14 protein-coding genes are annotated in these 20,364 nt (G+C 42.6%); 6 read left to right on the top strand and 8 right to left on the bottom strand.

Annotated features, from left to right (window positions below):
* Positions 1-110: 110 nt before the first annotated feature.
* Positions 111-575, bottom strand: coding sequence for a hypothetical protein (locus JOC94_RS05335; RefSeq protein WP_083717277.1), 465 nt, complete (start codon positions 573-575; stop codon positions 111-113).
* 277 nt (positions 576-852) lie between these two features.
* Positions 853-2,052 (bottom strand): CdaR family transcriptional regulator, encoded by a 1,200-nt coding sequence (locus tag JOC94_RS05330; RefSeq protein WP_077109907.1) that lies wholly within the window; start codon positions 2,050-2,052, stop codon positions 853-855.
* A 156-nt stretch (positions 2,053-2,208) separates the two neighbouring features.
* On the opposite strand from JOC94_RS05330, the gene JOC94_RS05325 reads away from it, so the two are divergent.
* Genes JOC94_RS05325 through JOC94_RS05315 form a run of 3 tightly spaced genes read left to right on the top strand, consistent with a single transcriptional unit; the run spans position 2,209 to position 5,870 of the window.
* On the top strand, positions 2,209-3,366 hold the full coding sequence (locus tag JOC94_RS05325; RefSeq protein WP_077109906.1) for an NAD(P)/FAD-dependent oxidoreductase: 1,158 nt from the start codon (positions 2,209-2,211) through the stop codon (positions 3,364-3,366).
* A gap of 26 nt (positions 3,367-3,392) precedes the next feature.
* On the top strand, positions 3,393-4,361 hold the full coding sequence (locus tag JOC94_RS05320; RefSeq protein ID WP_077109905.1) for an ornithine cyclodeaminase family protein: 969 nt from the start codon (positions 3,393-3,395) through the stop codon (positions 4,359-4,361).
* Positions 4,362-4,388: 27 nt separating this feature from the next.
* On the top strand, positions 4,389-5,870 hold the full coding sequence (locus JOC94_RS05315) for a sodium/proline symporter (RefSeq protein ID WP_077109904.1): 1,482 nt from the start codon (positions 4,389-4,391) through the stop codon (positions 5,868-5,870).
* A gap of 217 nt (positions 5,871-6,087) precedes the next feature.
* On the opposite strand, the gene JOC94_RS05310 is transcribed toward JOC94_RS05315, so the two are convergent.
* The 5 genes from JOC94_RS05310 to JOC94_RS05290 form a co-directional block, all read right to left on the bottom strand.
* On the bottom strand, positions 6,088-7,428 hold the full coding sequence (locus JOC94_RS05310) for a (Fe-S)-binding protein (protein WP_321189652.1): 1,341 nt from the start codon (positions 7,426-7,428) through the stop codon (positions 6,088-6,090).
* Positions 7,425-8,831, bottom strand: coding sequence for an FAD-binding oxidoreductase (locus JOC94_RS05305; protein WP_077109903.1), 1,407 nt, complete (start codon positions 8,829-8,831; stop codon positions 7,425-7,427). Before JOC94_RS05305 ends, JOC94_RS05310 begins: the two co-directional genes overlap by 4 nt.
* 133 nt (positions 8,832-8,964) lie before the next feature.
* Entirely contained in the window at positions 8,965-10,836 is a 1,872-nt protein-coding gene (locus JOC94_RS05300) for a sigma 54-interacting transcriptional regulator (protein WP_236016988.1), read from the bottom strand.
* A 366-nt stretch (positions 10,837-11,202) separates the two neighbouring features.
* On the bottom strand, positions 11,203-11,673 hold the full coding sequence (locus JOC94_RS05295; RefSeq protein WP_077109902.1) for a hypothetical protein: 471 nt from the start codon (positions 11,671-11,673) through the stop codon (positions 11,203-11,205).
* Positions 11,674-11,691: 18 nt separating this feature from the next.
* Positions 11,692-12,672 (bottom strand): trypsin-like serine peptidase, encoded by a 981-nt coding sequence (locus JOC94_RS05290; RefSeq protein WP_077109901.1) that lies wholly within the window; start codon positions 12,670-12,672, stop codon positions 11,692-11,694.
* A gap of 657 nt (positions 12,673-13,329) precedes the next feature.
* Between JOC94_RS05290 and JOC94_RS22815 the strand changes: the two genes are divergently transcribed.
* Positions 13,330-13,521 carry a transposase gene (locus tag JOC94_RS22815; protein ID WP_328799778.1) on the top strand — a complete coding sequence of 64 codons (192 nt, stop codon included), beginning with the start codon at positions 13,330-13,332 and terminating at the stop codon, positions 13,519-13,521.
* Positions 13,522-13,779: 258 nt separating this feature from the next.
* Here the strand turns inward: JOC94_RS22815 and JOC94_RS05280 are convergent, their stop codons facing one another.
* On the bottom strand, positions 13,780-15,261 hold the full coding sequence (locus JOC94_RS05280) for an aldehyde dehydrogenase family protein (RefSeq protein WP_077109899.1): 1,482 nt from the start codon (positions 15,259-15,261) through the stop codon (positions 13,780-13,782).
* Positions 15,262-15,588: 327 nt separating this feature from the next.
* On the opposite strand from JOC94_RS05280, the gene JOC94_RS05275 reads away from it, so the two are divergent.
* Complete coding sequence (locus JOC94_RS05275) at positions 15,589-17,226, top strand: SulP family inorganic anion transporter (protein ID WP_077109898.1); 1,638 nt, start codon at positions 15,589-15,591, stop codon at positions 17,224-17,226.
* A gap of 194 nt (positions 17,227-17,420) precedes the next feature.
* Positions 17,421-19,577 carry an MMPL family transporter gene (locus JOC94_RS05270; RefSeq protein ID WP_077109897.1) on the top strand — a complete coding sequence of 719 codons (2,157 nt, stop codon included), beginning with the start codon at positions 17,421-17,423 and terminating at the stop codon, positions 19,575-19,577.
* Positions 19,578-20,364 lie beyond the last annotated feature (787 nt).

The raw sequence follows: 20,364 nt of genomic DNA, 5'->3' as shown, positions 1-20,364 counted from the left end.
TAACAAAAAACAAACCGCCTGAAATCAAATGTACAAACCTTGATTTCACGCGATTTTATTGTCACGATTTGCGCGAATATCCATCCGCTTTCCACTTGTGGCCCTGCCTTTTATGCCAACTGTATGGATGTTAATTGTTCAGGGCTTTTTTCTGTAACGGTAAAGCCCAGCTTTTCAAGAATTTTTATGATTTCGCCAGCTGTCTGATGTTGTGCCACCAAAAAGGTCCGGTCCCTTTCCATCGTTTGTTTAACGGACAATAACAGTGTGAATAACGAAGCAGTTTTTTCGTAGGTTTTGTTTTTGGGTAATTCTTTTAACAAAGCGGTAGTTGGCTCTGTAACAGGCAATATCCAGATCTCACACGGATACGGAATCGTAAGCAGTTCATTGAAAACATCCATTTTTTCCAAAGGTGTTCTAAAAGTGTAATCAGTCAATTCGTAAACACCTGTCTTATTATAATCGATGTTATGAAATGGTGACGGGTCTCCTTTCACAAAAGACTTTATTTGTAAGTTTGAACCAGCCTTCAAATCAGGTGTATTATCGGGTATGGAAGATGTCATACTCACGTTTCTTACTCCCCCTGTTCATCTTTTTCTCCAGTGTAATGTTTAACCAATACCCTTTTTTAGAAAAAACAAACATGACGGGAATTTTCACTTCATCCGTTGGCGTATGCCCACTCGTTAAAGCGTTCTTGTAAATCCAGTCATCTCCCTGTAGCGGTTTGGGAACGAAAGAATGATCATCGCTGTTTTGCTCAATTATCCATCTTTCACTGTCATTCTCGCCGAGCGCGGGAATGGTATCTTTATTGCCATTGGGTATATTGTTTTCGTAAAAATTTCACCCCTTCCTTTGCAAAGCTCTGTTTTCTATACTTTTTTTTAATACGATGTACAAGACTTGGCATTGTTCAAAGGACTGGACGTCAATTTTGAATAATTGGTTGATTTTATTCAGTCTATAAATGAGCGTATTGCGGTGCACATATAGAAACCTCGCAGTCCGGCTAACATTCATATTATTTTCACAGTAAGAAAGAAACGTCTTGACCAGCATTTCCGCTTCGGGATGCGCCCATATTTTTTGTATGTCATCAGCGAAAAGGTCTAAAAAGGAAAAGTCCATTTCCTCCAAGAAGATGTCGGGAAGAATTGCCCAACTGTCAAACGAATAGACTGCATTGTTCTTGTTTTTCTCCAAACCAATGATGAGCGCTTTGTGAGCCTGTCGATACGATTTGGAGGCTCCTTCAAGCCCCTTGTAGCATTTGCCGTATGAAATGGAAACCTTGCAATGAAGATGATGCCGCTCCAGAAACAAAGTCAACTTTCTAGCAGAACGTTCGCATAACTCCGCTAACGTTCCCATTTTTTGCTCTTCGATTTGTTTGAGAACAATCCACTTGTCTTGGCCAATCGGACACACAATATCACTCATGGTGGCTTGGAATAGATGACAAATAACGTTTTTAAGTTCTATTTGGGAAAAAGCAACAGGTTTTGCTTCTGCCTTTATTTGTGCCAGCGAAGGCAGGTGGAGGATCAGACAAACTCTGGGTAGATGAAACCGATAACCGAGCATTTCGCAATAGTTTTCCAGCTCGCCATTATTCTCCCATTCATTAAAATGAATCAAGTGCTGTACGAACAGTTCAGTTGTTTTCATTTGAAGGAGCAGTGACTCGGTTCGAAAGTTCTCATGAAGTATCATTTCTACATGGTTGCGAACGATGTTGACAAACTTTTCCACTTCTGATGGTTCTCCGATAATTCCGAGTACGCCAATGATTTGATTGTGCAAACGGATAGGCGTAGCAATACCGGGCAGTACATTTTCAAGAATCTTGGCTTTGTTTTTTGTAAAAACAACTTCTCTCCCTTCTCTGATTACCTGGGCGGATGCACGGTGCAACGACCCAATTCTCTCTTTCCGATCACAGGCGACAATCACCCCTTCTGCATCTGTAATGCTCATGGATACCCCTAATAAAGAGGAAGTTTGTTCCACGATTGATTGTGCAATTTGCTCAAGAATTTTCATGTTCCAACCCCCGAACGAGATAAAGTTTCTCTCCATGTACAAAAATTATAGCAAAATTCCACTATTTTTATATTCTAAATGTTGTGCATATTTTATATTGATTGAATGAGTATCTACTTTATAATGACATGTAATCAGCAGAGAGGAGGCAAGTCATTGAAACATCGCATCATTATTGTCGGAGGAGGAGTTATGGGATCGAGTACCGCATACCATTTGCGGAAATGCGGCTATGAAGGACAAATAATCGTTTTTGAAAAAGATCCCGCCTATGAATACGCTTCGACTCCCCGAAGTGCCGGAGGCATCAGGCAGCTTTTCACAACAGCCATCAACATAACGCTCAGCCGCTACAGCCTTCAGCAGTATAAACAGTTCTCTCAAACAATGAAAATAAACGGCGATCCCGCAGAGATCGATTTCAAACAGCGTGGATATTTATTCCTCGCCACAGATGATATGCTGTCGGCGATGGAGAAACAACAAAAGCTGCAAAACGAGCTCGGCGTGCCATCCAGATTTTTAGAGCCGGCAGAGCTGCTCGCTATTATTCCGGAGTTGAATCCAACTGATTTGGCCGGCGGATTGTTTTGTCCGGAGGACGGGTATCTGGATCCCTATTCCGTGATGCAAGCATATAAATATGAGGCCCGGAAAAAGGATGTTGAATATGTTTCCGAAGAAGTCGACATGATCCTCCATGACCGCGGCCAGGTGACAGGGGTCAAAACAAAAAGCGGCAGGGTAGAGGAAGCGAAAGTCGTGATGAACTGTGCGGGTGCCTGGGGTGCCGAGCTTAGTGAAAAAATGGGTCTTCCTCTCCCAATAGTAGCTTTAAAGAGACAGATCTTTTTGTTCGATCCTGCCGTACCGTTGAAAAACCCGCTTCCACTTACAGTCGATCCAACGGGAGTATATTTTCGCCACGAAGGCGACCGGATCATTACCGGATTTTCCGATCATGTAAAGCCTGGATATGATTTCGATTGGAAGCGCTCCCATTTCGAGGAGCTATGGCCAATTCTTGCCCACCGAATCACCAACTTTGAAAGCCTGAAACTCGAATCAGGCTGGGCGGGACTGTACGATTATAATCTGAAAGACCAAAATGCCATTATCGGCTCCCATCCGGAAATGCGCGGCTATTACATGGCACTCGGCTTTAGCGGACACGGGATGCAGCAGGCTCCGGGGGTTGGACTAGGCTTGGCAGAACTCATATGCAAAGGAGCATATGAAACGATTGACTTGACGCCTTTACGATTTGAACGGTTTGCAGAAAATGATCTAGTGCTGGAACATGCCATTGTATAACGCGATATAAAAGGAGGCGACAAACCTTGTTGTTATTGGGTGAAAAAGACATCCAAAAGGCGATTCATATCACTCAAATAACGGATTCTTTGGAACATGCCTACAAACTTTACCATCAAAAACAATTCGTCATGGGACAAAGAATGCAATTATCGACAGGAGAAAATACCTTTCTGCTCATGCCGTGTATAGCGGCTGAGTCAATCGGCACCAAAATTGTAAGCGTTTTCCCTGATAATATAGAAACTCCTGTCACTCAGGGACTGATGATCCTGCTTTGTGGCAAGAGTGGTCAAGTGAAAGCTATTTTAAATGGCACAACGTTGACAAATATGCGAACCGGGTCACTCGGCGGCTTGGCTGTAAGACACTTGGCCAAACGGGATGCGAAAATCATCGGTCTCGTTGGATTAGGCGCTCAAGGGTTACATCAGTTAACTGCGGCATGTAAAGAACGGGATTTTAATAAGATCGTTTTATGGAACCGTTCACGCCCAAAAACAGAAGCTTTTATTGAAAAGCTGAAACTGAAAATCGCTCCCGATATCGACATCACAGCGGAAGACTCTCTAGAAAAACTCGTGAAACAATCCGACATCGTGATTACCGCAACAACTTCAAAACAGCCGGTTTTACCAAATAACCAGCACATATATTCGGGAAAGCTCATCATTGGAATCGGCTCCTTTCGGGTGGACATGAGGGAATTTCCCGAAGCTCTATTCAAGGGCGCTTCCCGTATGTATATTGACACGCTTGATGCAAAAAACGAAACAGGAGACGTGATCGATCCTCTTAAAAACGCTTGGATGGCTCCCCGGCAAATCATCCCTTTTTCAAATGTTATTGTCAACAAGGTGGGTGCCATAAACAGAACTGATGAAAGGCCCGTTTTATTTAAGTCGACTGGCATGGCTCTTTTTGATCTTGTCGCAGCACTGAAAATATACGAAAGCGCGGTACAACGAAACATCGGCCAGAAAGTATATTTGTGATCGACTAAAAATAAGGAGTAGATGACAATGCATACTGTCATACTTGTTGAATTCGCCTTGTATTGTCTGATATTGGTCGCGGTGGGATACTATTTCAGCAGGAAAGACATGGGACATTCGGAGTTTCTTCTTGGCGGTAAAAAGCTGCCCGGCTGGACGCTTGCCTTTTCAGAAAGGGCGACAGGCGAATCCGCCTGGCTTCTGCTTGGCTATACGGGTTTTGTGTTTATGACCGGTTTTTCTGCCATTTGGGTAGCTGTAGGCATTGCATCGGGCATCATCTTTTCTTGGTTGTTTTTGGCGAAAAAGTTTATGGGAGAAGCCGAAAAATATCAAGTTATGACACTCCCCGGATACTTGGCCAAAAGGTTTGAATCGAAAGCCAAAATCATTCTGTGGATATGTACCATACTGATTATCAGCTTTATGATGTTTTATTTTGGCGCCCAAATCGCCGGCGCGGGGAAAACATTGTTTACCGTCTTTGGCATCAAGCCGGTGACAGGCGTTTTGATCAGTATCAGCATTGTCATTCTGCTCTCTTATCTCGGCGGATTCATCGCCGTCGTCTGGACCGATATGATTCAAAGCTTGATGATGCTGCTTACCCTTGTCGGCCTGCCCATTATCGCATTATTTAAAATCAAAGCGGAGAATCTGTCCATCCTTGATGCCTTAGTAAGTGCGGGTCCGACGATGGATTCGTGGACGGGCGGATTAACAGGATTCGCACTGGGTCTTTTACTATTTAACAATTTTGCCTGGTTCTTCGGATTTCTTGGAGGCCAACCACAATTAAGCGCGCGTTTTATGGCATTAAAAAACAGATCAGAAGCCAACACGGGAACAGCAGTGGCGATTTTATGGACCGTGTTTGCCTATACCGGGGCTTTCTTGATCGGGATTACCGCTTTGACATTATATAGAGGCCAAGCTTTTGCGGATGTGGAAACGATCTTGCCCTTAATGGTTCTTGATTTGTTCCCTGAGTGGATTGCGGGCATCCTTCTTGCCGGTATTTTGGCAGCGATCATTTCGACAGCAGATTCGCAATTACTTGTGGTAACGAGTTCCGTCAGCGAAGATATTGTCCGAAATGCGCTTGGAATCAACTTGTCAGAAAAAAAGCTCGTTTTGGTATCCAGGCTAACGATACTTGGAGCCGGCTTCCTTGGACTCATGATCGCCCTTTTTTCCAAATCGCTCGTTTATTTGATTGTCAGTTGGGCATGGGCAGGAGTCGGTTGCACACTCTCACCGGCCATCATTCTCACCTTCTTTTGGAGAAAATACTCTGGAACCGGCGTGATCGCCACGATTATTTCCGGATTTGTGGGAACGGTCGTCTGGATCTCCACGCCTCTTGAGGAGATCATCTCTTCCCGCTTTACCACATTTTTTATCGCTTTGGCCTTCGGTGTCATTTTCAGCCTTCTCTTCCCTGAAAAACAACAAGCGGATAAACAAGCGAAAGACGAAATTGCTGTTGGCAGCGCACTGAATGGATAGCAGGAAGACGGCAAGATGACTATTGAAGTATATTTACGGGATAAAGTGAAACTTCATTCAGTAGGGCTCCTACTGAATGTTAGTTGAACCAATCGGGCATTTAGGTGCCGTTTTCTCACACTTAGACCTTTTATATTCACTCAAGATTTCGATGTGGGAGGCTTACGCGGCACCTTACATGCCGGATAAAAGAGCGCCTGAGCCGCCATGCGCTCTTTTATGATTCAATCCCGCAAGCTTCCGCGAGCACCTCCACAATATGCAAAGCCCGGGCATTCTCAAGTCCGCTTCTTTCCACCCCCAGCTTCATTTGCAACAGGCAGCCCGGGTTGGTCGTCACGATCGTTTTGGCTTTGGTTGCTTTAACGTTTTCCATTTTATCATCAAGGATTTTCATCGATTCATCAAAGTGGATCAAATTATAGATTCCGCCGGAAGCACAGCAACGGTCGCTCCCTTTCATTTCCACAAACTCGGCCCCCGGAACCGAGCGTAACAGCTCCCTCGGTTGGATGGATACACCCTGGACGTTTCGCAAATGACAGGAATCCTGATACGTAATGATCCCGTCCCATTCCTCTTTTTTATAAGGAAGCGGGCCATACTCCACGAGCATTTCTGTTATATCGCGGGACTTTTCAGTAAACCGCCGGGCACGCTCTTCCCATTCTGGCTCTCCTTTTAAATGCTTATCATATTCACAAAGCATCGCGCCGCAACCACCGGCATTGTTGATAAAATAGGCCGCTCCGGACGATTCGAAAGCCTCGATATTGGCTTTTGCCAATTCTTTTGCTTCCTGTATCATTCCCTGGTGGGCATGCAATGCACCGCAACAGCTTTGTGCTTTGGGGATAAACACCTTACACCCCACTTTCTGGAGCAATTCAATGGTCATCCGGTTTATGTTTGACATCATGGCATCCATGACACATCCTGTAAAAAAAGCGACAGTCGCTTTTTTCTCGCCGTCGGCCGGATAGATTTCACCATATTTATACCGCTTCAATGGAGATTCCACATTCGGCAGGATTTTTTCAAACTGCCCCATCGACTCGGATACTTTATGCACGAGCTTCAGCTTACGGGCCAACTTGTTGGCGCCTGTTTTTTGATAAAGCCATGTGGCGTTTCCGATCAGACGAAGCCGTTTGCGGTGAGGAAAAACATTGTTCAGCACTTTGTCGCGAATCTTTACGCCAACAGAAGACTTGTTCTCCTCCTCTTTTTGCTGCTGGGCAATGACGCTCCTGGCCGCTTCATAGATTTCACCGTAAGGGACGCTTACCGGGCAGGCAACTTCACAGGCGCGACAGCCAAGACAAAGATCAATCGGTTCGGCAAGGTCTTTTTGCAAATCAATTTTGCCTTCTGCCGCCATTTTCACTAGATTGATTCTCCCTCTCGGCGATTGGGATTCCTTCCCCATCGATTCATACGTAGGGCAGGCTGGAAGGCAATAACCACACTGAACACACATATTAGCCGCCTCATAAGTCAGTTCATGGAGCAGAGAAACGTATTGATGTTCTGGATGACAGACAGCATTGTTTTTCACGTTAAAACCACCTTTGTTTGACCGGGCTGCGGAAAAATTTTGCCGGGATTCAAAATTCCGTTCGGGTCCCAGGCATCTTTAATTTTTTTCATCATCTGAACGCCTTCTTTTCCGAGTTCCATTTCCATATACGGCGACTTCAACGTACCAATGCCGTGCTCTCCCGACAGTGTGCCGCCCAATTCAACCGCTGCTTCAAAAATCTCACTCACCGCGGACTCCACCCGCTTCATTTCTTCCACATTCCGCTTATCCGTAATAATATTTGGATGAAGGTTTCCGTCTCCGGCATGGCCAAACACCACGAGGTTTAGTTGATATTTGTCACGTATGGCATGTAGCCGCTCCATCATTTTCGGAATTTCGCTCCGGGGGACCGTTGCATCTTCAGAAATTTTCGTTGGGCCCATTTTTGTGATCGCAGGCGAAACCATCTTTCTCGCCCTCCAAATGTTAGCCCGTTCTTCCTCGGTTTGGGCCACCCTCACTTCTGTTGCTTTTTGTGCAAAACAAATCGCTTCACATCGTTGGATTTCCTCGGCGATGGCTGCCTCATGCCCATCAATTTCAACAATAATGATCGCTTCCGCTTCGACCGGCAGCCCGCTTGGCGTGTAGCTTTCTACCGCACGGATGCAAGCGTTATCCATTAATTCCATTGCGCTTGGCAAAATTCCGGCAGATAAAATATTCGTTATGGCATGACCCGAATCTATTAATCTTTCAAACGATGCAAGCAATGTTTTCCGAGCCTGCGGTTTCGGTATCAACCTTACTATCGCCTCAGTCACAATTCCAAGCGTTCCTTCCGAACCGACAATCAGTCGCGTTAAATCATACCCGGTTACATTTTTCACTGTCTTCCCGCCGGTACGGATGATCTCCCCTGTTGGTGTAACGACTTCGAGACCTATGGCATATTCCTTCGTCGTTCCATATTTTAATCCTTTTGGCCCGCTCGAATTTTCAAGCAAATTTCCGCCTATTGTAGAAACGTGGGAACTGCTTGGATCGGGCGGATAAAACAATCCTGCTTCTTCTGCCTGTTGATGAATGTCTCCGGTAATGACGCTGGGAGAAACGATGGCCAGTAAATTTTCCCTGTCAATAACCAGCTTCTTATGAAACTGGGACATGTCAAGGACAATACCGCCTTTTACAGGCAGCGAGCCGCCGCTTAACGATGTGGCCGCCCCTCTTGGATATATAGGGATCATATGTTCATTGGCAAGCTTCATAATAGCCGCAATCTGCTCTTTATTTTCCGGTTGGATAACGAGATCGGGCAAATATTCCCCGAAAGAAGCATCAAAACTATATGAATATCTGTCTGCTATTTGGGTTAAAATTCGGCCTTCAGGGATGAGCGGGCGGACAAGTTCGCATATTTCTTCCGTCTTCATTGTGGTTCACTCCTACTTCATACATCGTTCTAAGATAATATTATGCAAATATGATGCCATCCATCATCTCAATGGAATCACAACTGCGTGAAATAAAAATGAAACAAAACGAAACATTTTTTCTCATTTTGTTTCATTTCGTTTCAATTCTCCAGGTTTTCAGTTTTCTCCAAAACGTTGTCCGGCTCATTCCCAATTCAGCCGCCGCTTTCCCTTTATGAAAATGATGCTTTTCAAGAGCACGGATGATTCTTTCTTTTTCGGATAAAAAGGATGGGTTGCTTTCAGTGGACTCTCGCTCCCCTTGCTCCGGCAAATGCTTGGCCAGCTCCAGTTCATCAATGACTTGTCCCTTGCAAAGTACTGTCAACCTTTCACAAAAGTTTTGCAGCTGACGAATATTGCCTTCCCATCTTTGCTCTGAAAGCAATTGCAGTGCCGATTTGGTGAATGTCACTTTTTGTAAAAAGGCCTCCGCCAAAACCGCGATGTCCTCGGGCCGCTCCCTCAATGGCGGCAGTTTGAGATCCAGCACACTCAATCTATAAAATAAGTCCGCCCGGAATTCGTTATTTTGCACCATTTTCAGTAAGTCTTGATTCGTTGCCGCAATAATTCTTACATCAACCGGAATAACTTTATCGTCTCCGACCCTCATAATTTCCCTTTCCTGGAGAACGCGAAGCAAGCGGCTTTGCAACTTGGGAGAGATTTCTCCAATTTCATCGAGAAACAGCGTCCCTCGATGCGCAAGTTCGAAAAAACCCTGTTTGCCGCCTTTCATCGCTCCGGTAAAGGCCCCTTCCACATAACCGAAAAGTTCACTTTCGAGCAAGCTCTCCGGAAGCGCGGCACAATTAATCGCCACAAACGGATTATTGCTTCGCTGGCTATGGTTATGAACGCTTTGGGCAAACATTTCCTTCCCCGTTCCTGTTTCCCCAATAATTAATATATTTGAATCCGCCTCGCTGTAGGATTTTGCCGTATCAATGACTTCTTGGATGGCCTTACTTTTGTGAAAAATGTCTCCAAACGAATATTTCGCGACATGGCCCCTCATATGCATTTTTTTACGGATCTTTCCTTCCATTTCTTGAATTCCGGTCACATCCTGGAAAGCGACCATATCTCCCACACGCTTGCCCTTGAGAAAGATCCCGGCTTTTTTCACGGATAACTGAATCGATTCATAGGAAATGATATCTTCGTGAAAATCTTTTTCATCAAGCAGGCGGTCAAGAAGTTCACCCTTAGACAAAACATCTGTAATCGGAGCTCCAAGCAAATGAGAACCGGAAATACCCAATATTTTTTGAGCGGATATATTAAAAATGGACACTTTTCTATTTAGGTCAACAGCTATAACCCCCTCATAGGCATTGTCCAAAATGGTTTTGTATTGCTGGGCCTTCTCCTGCTCTTTCCTGCTTACGATGGCGAGGCGCTTTGCTTCAGTCAAGGCTTGCCGAAACGACTCTTTTCCAGTTTCAATCAACATCGTTCTCAACCCGATTTGGTCGGCATATTTGCACGTATTATAACCTGATAAGATAACTTCGCAACCTTCACTTGCCGCCAAGTCTACGAGATGATCCGATGAACGAATATCATCCAGAATATATTTGTGAATCGGCAATTCAATAATATCCTCCAAATTCTCCACACCAAAAATCATGTTCGCCGCACCAATCACCGCAACCTTTTTTTGTCCGAAACGTTTCCTGCATTCATCCAGGCTGCGGATCAAATCAATTCCTTGAACAGGAATATCAACGATTGGAGTGGAATCGTGACTTTCTTTTAATAGTTTTGACACGAGCCCCCTTGAAATGATCACATCGGCATCAAACGTTTTTCCCCTTACTTGATCCGTAGGAACAACCACTTCTTCCAATATGAAATCAGGCCCCTCACGATCTTCACTCTCTTCGGTCAAAAGAAACTCATGAAACCTGTCCAGCGCATTTGTTATGTAATTTTTTTGGGGAACGACGAGTTTCATTTTAATCAAGGAAAGACTCTCCTTCACCTTAGAGTTTTATCATCCTGATCCACTTCCATAACGGATAACCGTTTCAATCATGTTTTTCTCTATTATACATTAAGCCGTACATATAGATAAAAACCTACCCGGTTTTTATGGAAAACAGCGCCTGCATTCACGTTCTTTCCACAGAGACGACAGGCAAAAAAAGGGTAAAATCAGATGAACATATGATAAAAATAATAAAAAAAGCTTATAGAGAAAAAATACCTGCTTTCTCTACAAGCTGAGAGTGGTAAATCCCACTCTTTTTTTATAAGGTTTTGGAAGAAACATCATTCGTTTATCTACCTCGTATCATTAAAATGAATTTAACTTTAATGATTAATGACCAACTCTAGGATGTAACACTTCAACACTTTCGATTTTCCCAATCATCGCAGGATATGATTCTTTAATAGGAGATTTCACAATAAAAGTTATATAGTCACCATTTTTTAAATTTAAACCTGTACTCGGTATTGAATAAAGTCTCAACCCGCCTATCGATTCAAAATATTTCATATATTCTTCTTCTAATTTTTTATCATTTTTAGACATTATGAACATGTTATGATAATAATCTTGAAAGTGGTTATCCATATTATGAAAATAATCTTTTTCAAACTCACTATCTTGTTTTTCTCTTTGATCAAGATAGCCGAAGTAATAATAGCCAGACATTTTAAACTCAATCTCTTCTTCTTTCACTACTTCATTTTTTACTTCCTTATTCTCAAAAACTATTTGTTTATAGAAAAAAAATATCATGGCTATTATTATACCTAATAACAAAAAGAAAATGATCCTCTTCATTTCAGTGAAACACCTGTTTTATTGTTTTAAAAAAAGAATTTTAAGTGGGTCTAAAGCAGTTCCATAATTTTTTTGATTAATTGTGCTACCTGCAGAATGGACTCCGATAACCTTGTTTGTATTATTATCCAACACAGGAGCACCACTTTGTCCACCATAAGTGTCAATTGTATAGCTTAAAACTCCATTGCTCAAGTTAGCACTCCCACTCATTATATACTGATTATAATTTGGTTTATCAGCAGGATAACCTCCAATTTTTACAGTTCTTGAGGAAGCATTTTCTAAATCTAAAGTTCCTAACCCAATAGACAAATCATCCTGCATTGTAACAGCGCCAATGTCAGTAGCTATTTGCCCAGTATTAATATATTCAGATGGAATTTTAACAGAACTTGCGTAAGAAACATCATCATACACTCCATCTTTCATTCCTCTATATATAGCCATTCCTAATACATAACCTTGAACAAAGTTCTCGTCCATTTCACGTGTATAAATACAATGAGCAGAAGTTAGCACTTTTCCTTGAGCCAAATTATCTTTAAAAAACGATCCTGAACATCTATAAATCACTAATTCATTAAAAGTATTTAAATATATAGATTCCAAGTAGACCGTTTGTTTATACGGGGTAACATTAATATTAGAAACTTTGGTTCGTCCATCAGGACCGATAACGACCGAAGGCGAAACGCTATTGGATTCACTTCCTTCATTATCTCCTACTATTTTTACGTTTGAAACTTCATAATCCGGATTATGTTTATTCCATTTTTCTAGATATTGCACCTCATTTAATACCGTGTTATTTTCAGCTAAAAAGGACAAATCAATATCTTTCCCTTTTATGATTCGACTTAATGATTCATCGCCTTCTTTAACCGATTGTGAATAAATAGGTTCTTCATGTATGGTTAATGGACTTGCACTTACAAACGTAGGAACAGACAACAAAAATAAAGTAACTAGTAAAATAACACCTAATTGTTTTCTCATAAACAACACCCCTTTTATTAATTTCAACTTCCAAAGAACTTCGTTCCTTAGATGATTGGTGAGTTGATTAACAAGACAATATCATAAAGTGATATTTTTGTAAAATATTAATATTTAAAATATTATCATTATATCTATAGAATTATGAAATCCCATAATATGTTCATATGCCAAGTGAATTTAATCACTCACACTTTCAGTGATACCTCGAACTCAACAGGACGGTTTGTATTCATCTAATCCATCGATACCAAAACATGTATGATCATTTTTATATATGTAATTTATCAAAAGTATTTAAGAAAGATGGACGAATGTCAAAAAGGTAATGTAAAGCAATTATGCTAAATAGCTTATCGAACGTTCGAAGTAGTTTGAACGGATAAAAAGAATTTGGAATGAAGGTGGAGAAAGTTGGATGGACGAAATAGAATTTGAGTAAGTAATTAAGTCATACTGTAGTATAACTTAGCACTTTTTGTTTTTATTCTTGCCGAACTAGCAAGTGACTATGAAGATCATGAATGAAACGATGTAACGGTAGTAACTGATGTTCCACCACAAGAAGTGGGAACAAAAGAAGCCAAAGAGTTTAAGCATTTCTTGCAACAAAAGCACCTAGTAACACGCAACGGTGATAAAATTGCTTCATACAAGATGGAGTATTCAAAAAGAACGGAGCGCCAACTGGAAAGGGAAATTCAAACGAAGCTTCGCAGATTCAAAAGAACGCATGGGCTTCGTTATTGTCGGTTGAGGGGGTTACAAAAGGCATCCGAGCAGGTGCTTCTCACTGGAGCCTGTCAGAACATGAAGAAGATTGCCTTACACCTGGACAGACAGGGCTAGGTGTAAGGGAGGCTTTTTTTCTTTGAGAAAAGGGTAAAATCAGATGAACATATCAATAAAAAAGCTTATAGAGAAAAAACACCTGCTTTCTCTACAAGCTGAGGTGACTGTCCGAAAAGTAATATTTCAGCTCGAAAATTTAAAAAAGCAAACCCAAGAATGCCGTAAAATCAACATTCTTGGGTTTTACATTTTAGTGTATTTCCTCTAAATTGAACTTTTTAGACAGCCCTGTTTCCCTATTATATAGATAATAGATTAGTAATTATCAATTTGCGCCCGCTGAATTTTTCCGCTGTAGTCTACGTATAGCGATCTCCACTCCGTAAAGACATCAAGGGAAGCGACTCCGGAATCCCTGTGGCCATTTCCTGTTCCTTTTGTTCCCCCAAACGGCAAGTGGATTTCCGCTCCCGTCGTACCCGCATTGACGTACACGATACCCGTATCGAAATCGCGCATGGCGCGGAATACTTTGTTGACATCGGCTGTAAAAATCGAGCTGGATAATCCGAATTTCACACTATTGTTCACTTCAATGGCTTCATCTAAGTCTTTTACCGGTATAAAAGAAACGACAGGCCCAAAAATTTCTTCCTGGGCGATTCTCATGTCGGCTCTGACGTCTGTAAAGAGCGTCGGTTGATAATAGTTCCCTTTATCGAGACCGTTACCGGTTGCAATCTCACCGCCGGCCAACATTTTGGCTCCTTCTTCTTGCCCGATCTTCACGTACTCATGAATTTTTTCCAAAGCAGAGCGGTTAATGACAGGTCCGACATCAACGGATTCATCGAGCCCATCTCCAAGCTTCAAATTGTTCATTTTCTCTAATACTTTTTGCTCAAGGGCTTCCTTGACCGTCTCTTGCACAATCACACGGCTGCAAGCGGTACACCTTTGGCCTGTTGTACCAAACGCACTCCAAACAATGCCGTCCGCGGCCAAATCCAGATCAGCATCTTCCAATACCGTTACGGCATTTTTTCCGCCCATCTCCAGTGACGTACGTTTCAATAGTTCACCTGCACGGCCATTGATTTTAGCGCCAACTTCATTGGAGCCTGTAAATGAAACGAGATCAATCCCTGGATGTTCAACGATCGCGTTGCCCACAACGCTTCCCGAGCCATATACAAGGTTCAGCAATCCTTTTGGAAGGCCGGCTTCTTCATATATTTTTACAAATTCGGCTGCCAAGAACGGGGTTTCTGTCGCCGGTTTCCAAACAACGGCATTCCCGGCAACAAGGGCCGGAAGCGATTTCCAAGAGGCAATGGCAATGGGGAAATTCCAAGGTGTAATCAATCCCGCAACACCAACCGGTACCCGTACGCTCATCGCAAATTTGTCTCTTAATTCGGATGGAACAGTCTCACCAAACAACCGGCGCCCTTCTCCTGCCATATAAAATGCCATATCAATTGCTTCCTGCACTTCTCCACGGGCTTCGGCAATCACTTTCCCCATTTCCGTCGTCAACACTTGGGCTAATTCTTCTTTTCTTTCCTTTAACAGGTTAGCGACTGTATATAAAATATCTGCCCGTTCCGGAGCGGGAACTAATGCCCATTTTTTCTGCGCCATTTTAGCAGCCTGCACCGCACGGTCCACATCTTTTTCGGTCGATGACGTTACTTCTCCAAGTACTTCGCCGTTTGCCGGATTCGTATTTTGAACCCATTCACCAGATTCTGAAGCAACCCATTCCCCATTAATGTAGTTGACATAACGTTTCATCCCATATTCCTCCTCGCTTTCTATATTATGTAATTCCCCACCGTGACCAGCAAAAATAATTGAAACGCTTTCGTACATATACTGTAACTTTATCCTACTTATAACTCTATGGTCAACATGTACAAAAATGATGAAGTTGATCTTGTTTTTTATTTATATGTCACGAATGAGATGCTTTTTTTCATACAATTCTCAAAGGATTTATTCACATTTTTGCATGTTTATAAAAAACTTTTTTTGCTTTTCCCGTGTTTATCGTCTATAATAAAGATAGATATACAAATTCCATTCATTTTCGTATGAACATATATTTAGAGGTGTTGCTGATTGTTTGGTGATGATCGATTTCGCGATTACCAACCCGCAAGCCTCCGCAAAGATTTCGTTTCTGGGATCACTGTCGGTATCGTAGCCATTCCACTTGGAATGGCTTTTGCCATGGCTTCAGGTGTAAAACCCGAATATGGCATTTATACGACGATCATTGCCGGATTGATTGTATCTTTGTTGGGAGGCTCCCGCTTTCAAATTGCGGGTCCTACAGGAGCATTTATTCCGATTTTGCTCGCCGTCGTACTTCAATATGGTTATGAAAATTTATTAATAGCCGGTCTCATGTCGGGAATTCTTTTGGTCATCATGAGCTTTTTAAAACTGGGGAACCTAGTCCACTTTATACCAAGGTCCGTCACAATCGGATTTACCACGGGGATTGCTGTCATTATTTTCACCGGACAGCTTGGAAATTTTTTGGGCTTGGATCATCTGGAAAAAAAGGAATACTTCCATCAAAATATGGCGGAACTTTTTCGTCATCTAGACCAAATAAACGGGTACAGTATATTAACAGCTTTCATTGGCCTTCTCGTCATTATGATTATCCCAAGGCTTTTCCCGCGGATTCCGGTTTTATTGGTCGGATTGTTGATTCCGACTTTATGTGCCGTCATCTTTTACCCTGGACAAGTTGAGACAATTGGCACGGCCTTTGGCGGAATACCGCAGTCACTGCCAAAGTTTCAGTTTCCGGAGATAACATTGGAAAAAATAACGATGCTCATAACACCCGCTCTTGTGATAGCCGCTCTTGGAGCAATAGAATCCTTGCTGTCAGCAGTAGTTGCCGACAGTATGACGGGAGACAGACATAAATCAAACCGTGAGTTGTTTGGACAGGGCATTGCCAATATCGTTTCTCCTTTGTTTGGCGGAATTCCGGCGACAGGTGCGATCGCGCGAACAGCAACAAATATTAAATCAGGCGCTGTCAGCCCATTGTCCGGAGTCATTCACAGTGTTTTCGTCTTGCTGACGTTGCTTCTTTTTGCGCCGTATGCTTCGTATATTCCGCTTGCCGCAATGGCTCCGATTCTGATGCTAGTGGCTTGGAATATGAGCGGATACAAAGCTTTTCAACATATTCTACAGTTAAAGACAAGCGACTCGCTCGTTCTCGTCGTTACATTTCTTTTAACGGTATTTGTCAATTTGACCGTCGCCGTCCAAGTGGGCTTGCTGCTCGCTGTTCTTTCTTTCGTCAAAAAGAAAAGCGAACAACTGCAAATCGACAATCCGCCTGATCCGCAAAAGCGGAAACAGGAAACACTTGATTTGACTGCTCACTTCCAAATAAAAACTTTTACGATAAAAGGTCCATTATTTTTCGGTACCGCCCAAAGCTTTGAACATTCCTTAATGGCCTCAATTGGAAGAATGCCTTCGGTCATTTTGCTCGATATGCAGCATGTAACCATGATAGATGCGACCGGAGAGGATAAACTCGCTTCCATTATCGAAAATATAAAAAAAGCGGGAAGCACGGTTCTAGTTTCCGGGCTGCCTGATTGGGGTATTGAACTGTTTAAAAAGAGCGGATTGTATGAAAAAATTGGCGCCTCATGCTTTTTCCCGGATGAATCCAGCGCAAGAGAATCAGCCTTTCGCCGTCAAGAAACGGCAGACTGATTCTTTTTTTATTTGCTGTCTTCTTTTCTTCATCCGGTTTGCGGCAAAGGAAGCTTTTTATCAAACATTTGACATAGAAGTTTTATGAAAACCGAAACAGGAAAGATGTAAGTAATGGTATTCTATACATAGAGCATCCGATGGACGGATTCATTCTTCCAAATGAGTAAAAAAGAGAAGAGCGAGGATCATTGATGGAAAAATTCGGTTCCTTTATTTATAAACAAAGAAAACTAGTATTGTTTGCTTGGATCGTTATCACAGCTGTTTTCGGATTTTTTGCATTAAAGCTCCCATCTGTTTTGGAGGGAAGCGGATTTGAATATAACGGCATGTATAATGAAGTAGAAAATAAGCTTGAAAAAGAATTTGACATTCCCCAATCATCCACTATCTTATTATTTGAAAAAAAAGATACAGGGAAATCCGAAAATTTCGCCGCCTATATTGAAAATACACTAAAAGAAGTCAAAAAAGTAGAAGATGTTGACTTAAACCGCTCGCCGCTGGAACATCCGGAAATGATGAAAGACAATGTGGCATACGCGCTTCTTTCCCTGGATGAAGAAAAAAATGAAATGAGCGGACAAATATCGGATGTTCGCGATAAACTAAAAGACGATAAACAGTTTAAGGCCAGCTTGACAGGCGGGCATGTCATTGAGGAAGACATGAGCAAAGCCGCGCAGGACGACCTCGTCCGGGCTGAATTAATTGGCATTCCAATTGCCCTGATTGTGTTGCTTTTGGCTTTTAGAGGGCTCGTCGCAGCTATCATCCCGCTTCTGACCGGATTTGTAAGCGTCATTTTCTCTATGGGATTGCTTTATTTTACCGGGAACACAATGGATTTATCGATTTTTGTGCTAAACGTCGCTCCGATGATCGGGCTTGCCCTTGGAATCGACTTCGCCCTATTGTTTGTAAACCGTTTTAGGGAGGAACTGACGACACAGCCTGTTGAAGAAGCCATTATCAAAACAGTGGCGACTTCCGGAAGAACGATTATCTTCTCCGGCCTGTGCGTGCTTCTGGGCATGATCGGCATGTTATTCATCGAAGTAGGTGTTTTTCAGGCTGTTGCATTGGCAGGAGTGGCGGTTGTCTTCACATCCGTATTGGCCGCGAATACCTTTTTGCCTGCTTTGCTTTCCATTCTTGGGCCGCGCATCAATAAACTGATGATTTTTCGGGAAAAGAAAAAGGAATCGAGCGCTTGGCATGCTTTTGCAACATTTGTTATGAAACGGCCTGTCATCATGGCTGTGCTGGCTTCGCTTCTGCTCATTACCGGGGCCCTTCCCGTTGGAAAAATGAATTTGGTCATTCCCGAAGCGGATGCCTTGCCGAAGACTTTTGAAGCAAGAACAGCATTTGAAACATTTGAGGATCATTTCAAAACGAAAAACGAGGTGACGGTTCCCGTCATAGCAGAAACTGAGGGAAAAATCACTGACAGGAAAACGCTGGAAGACTTGGAAAAAGTGGTTGACCAGCTAAAAGAAGATCCGCTCGTAAATAAAGTAGACTCGTTTTTTTCCGCGACCGACTTAAGCGCAGATGAAATCATCAACGCACTCGCCGTTCCTGAAATGGCTCAACAAGTAAACCCTGCCATCGATCAATTAACAAATGACGGGGATGCTTTGTTTCAAGTGACACTGGATACCGACACGTCATCCAAAGAAGCAAAAGACTGGGTAAGGTCTTGGAGTGATGACCAAGGTGAAATCCCGCTTCTTGTCGGAGGACATCCGAAATTCCAGCAGGAAATTTTTGATGAAATTTACGATAAAATTTTTTACAGCCTTGCTTTTATCTTAATTTCAACTTATGTGATTTTATTTATCGCCTTCAGGTCCGTCCTTATTCCATTAAAGGCGATCATCATGAATATCATCAGTCTGAGCTGTACATTCGGCCTCGTCGTTTGGTTATTCCAGGGCGGGCACTTGGGCTTTCATCCGGTAGACATCGCGCTCATGATTCCAGTATTCGCCTTCAGCATCGTATTCGGACTAAGCATGGACTATGAAGTCTTTCTCATTTCACGGATTCACGAAATATATATGAAGACACATGACAACGATCGGGCTACGCTTGAAGGCCTGATATCGACGAGTAAAATCATCACATCCGCGGCAGCCATTATGATTGTCATTACTGGGGCCTTCGCTTTTACCGGAGTCGTACCCGTCCAACAGATGGGAGTGACGGTTGCCATCGCGATATTTATTGATGCAACCATCGTCCGGATGGTCTTAGTGCCCTCTCTGATGAAATTGCTTGGAGACCTGAATTGGTGGGCACCGTTTCAAAAGAAAGCCAAATCAAGGAGCAGAAGCCATTAAGGCAACTGCTCTTTTTCAACTCTCCCATTTTGAATCACCTCATTCTTTCGGAGGTTAAGCTTCCAACTGAGAAAATGCGAAAAGAACGACCATGCCTCCAAACTCTATAGTCTACAGCCTCTCAAAGCAGTTCTGCTTTTGTGATGGAACAGACTATTAGAAAGAGTTTATTCTATTCTATAAGAGCGGGGACAGAAACCCCGTAAAAATGAATAAACCGCATGGAATCAAGTTGGTACTTACCCCCGAAAGTTAGAGTAGAAAATATAACTTTTAGGGGTAACCACCGTTTGAAAAACCTTGATTTCACAACGGTTTTATTCTCACGGTTTTTACGAATATCAATTAGCTTTCAACTTATGTCCCAGCCCCATCATTTTCTTCGCCGCAGGGCATTGCAAGAGCCAATCATCCGCCACTCCATGTAATGGTGCATACGCCCACTGCATCTAGAATTTGCCCGCAATATCGCAAGATCCTAGTCAATGTCTTCCTGGCGGATATTATTTGAAAAGCTTTCGTTTTATCAGCGCGGAAAACTTAGAACGTCAGTCATAAAGAGTGTCAGCTTTGAAATTGATATACACACAGAGCTCATTAATTGATTTTTTACCAAAATACAATGAAAATATAAAAAAGCAATGGCAAAGGGGCAGGAAAAGTATAAAAGAATGGGCCGGGACATACCCTGTAAAAATGAATAAACCGCATGGAATCAAGTTTGTCACAACGGTTTTATTCTCACGGTTTTTACGAATATCAATCAGCTTTCAACCTATGTCCCAGC

Origin of the sequence: Siminovitchia thermophila (assembly GCF_016909185.1) — a bacterium.
Classification (GTDB): Bacteria; Bacillota; Bacilli; order Bacillales; family Bacillaceae_C; genus Siminovitchia; species Siminovitchia thermophila.
This window is presented reverse-complemented; position numbering and strand designations above follow the sequence as displayed.

Bases quoted from the DNA above. Each gene is read 5' to 3' on its own strand.
- JOC94_RS05300 (WP_236016988.1), bottom strand. From the start codon at position 10,836: ATGAAACTCGTCGTTCCCCAAAAAAATTACATAACAAATGCGCTGGAC.
- JOC94_RS05270 (WP_077109897.1), top strand. From the start codon at position 17,421: ATGGAAAAATTCGGTTCCTTTATTTATAAACAAAGAAAACTAGTATTG.
- JOC94_RS05290 (WP_077109901.1), bottom strand. From the start codon at position 12,672: ATGAGAAAACAATTAGGTGTTATTTTACTAGTTACTTTATTTTTGTTG.
- JOC94_RS05305 (WP_077109903.1), bottom strand. From the start codon at position 8,831: ATGAAGACGGAAGAAATATGCGAACTTGTCCGCCCGCTCATCCCTGAA.
- JOC94_RS05280 (WP_077109899.1), bottom strand. From the start codon at position 15,261: ATGAAACGTTATGTCAACTACATTAATGGGGAATGGGTTGCTTCAGAA.
- JOC94_RS05315 (WP_077109904.1), top strand. From the start codon at position 4,389: ATGCATACTGTCATACTTGTTGAATTCGCCTTGTATTGTCTGATATTG.
- JOC94_RS05330 (WP_077109907.1), bottom strand. From the start codon at position 2,052: ATGAAAATTCTTGAGCAAATTGCACAATCAATCGTGGAACAAACTTCC.
- JOC94_RS05295 (WP_077109902.1), bottom strand. From the start codon at position 11,673: ATGAAGAGGATCATTTTCTTTTTGTTATTAGGTATAATAATAGCCATG.
- JOC94_RS22815 (WP_328799778.1), top strand. From the start codon at position 13,330: ATGGAGTATTCAAAAAGAACGGAGCGCCAACTGGAAAGGGAAATTCAA.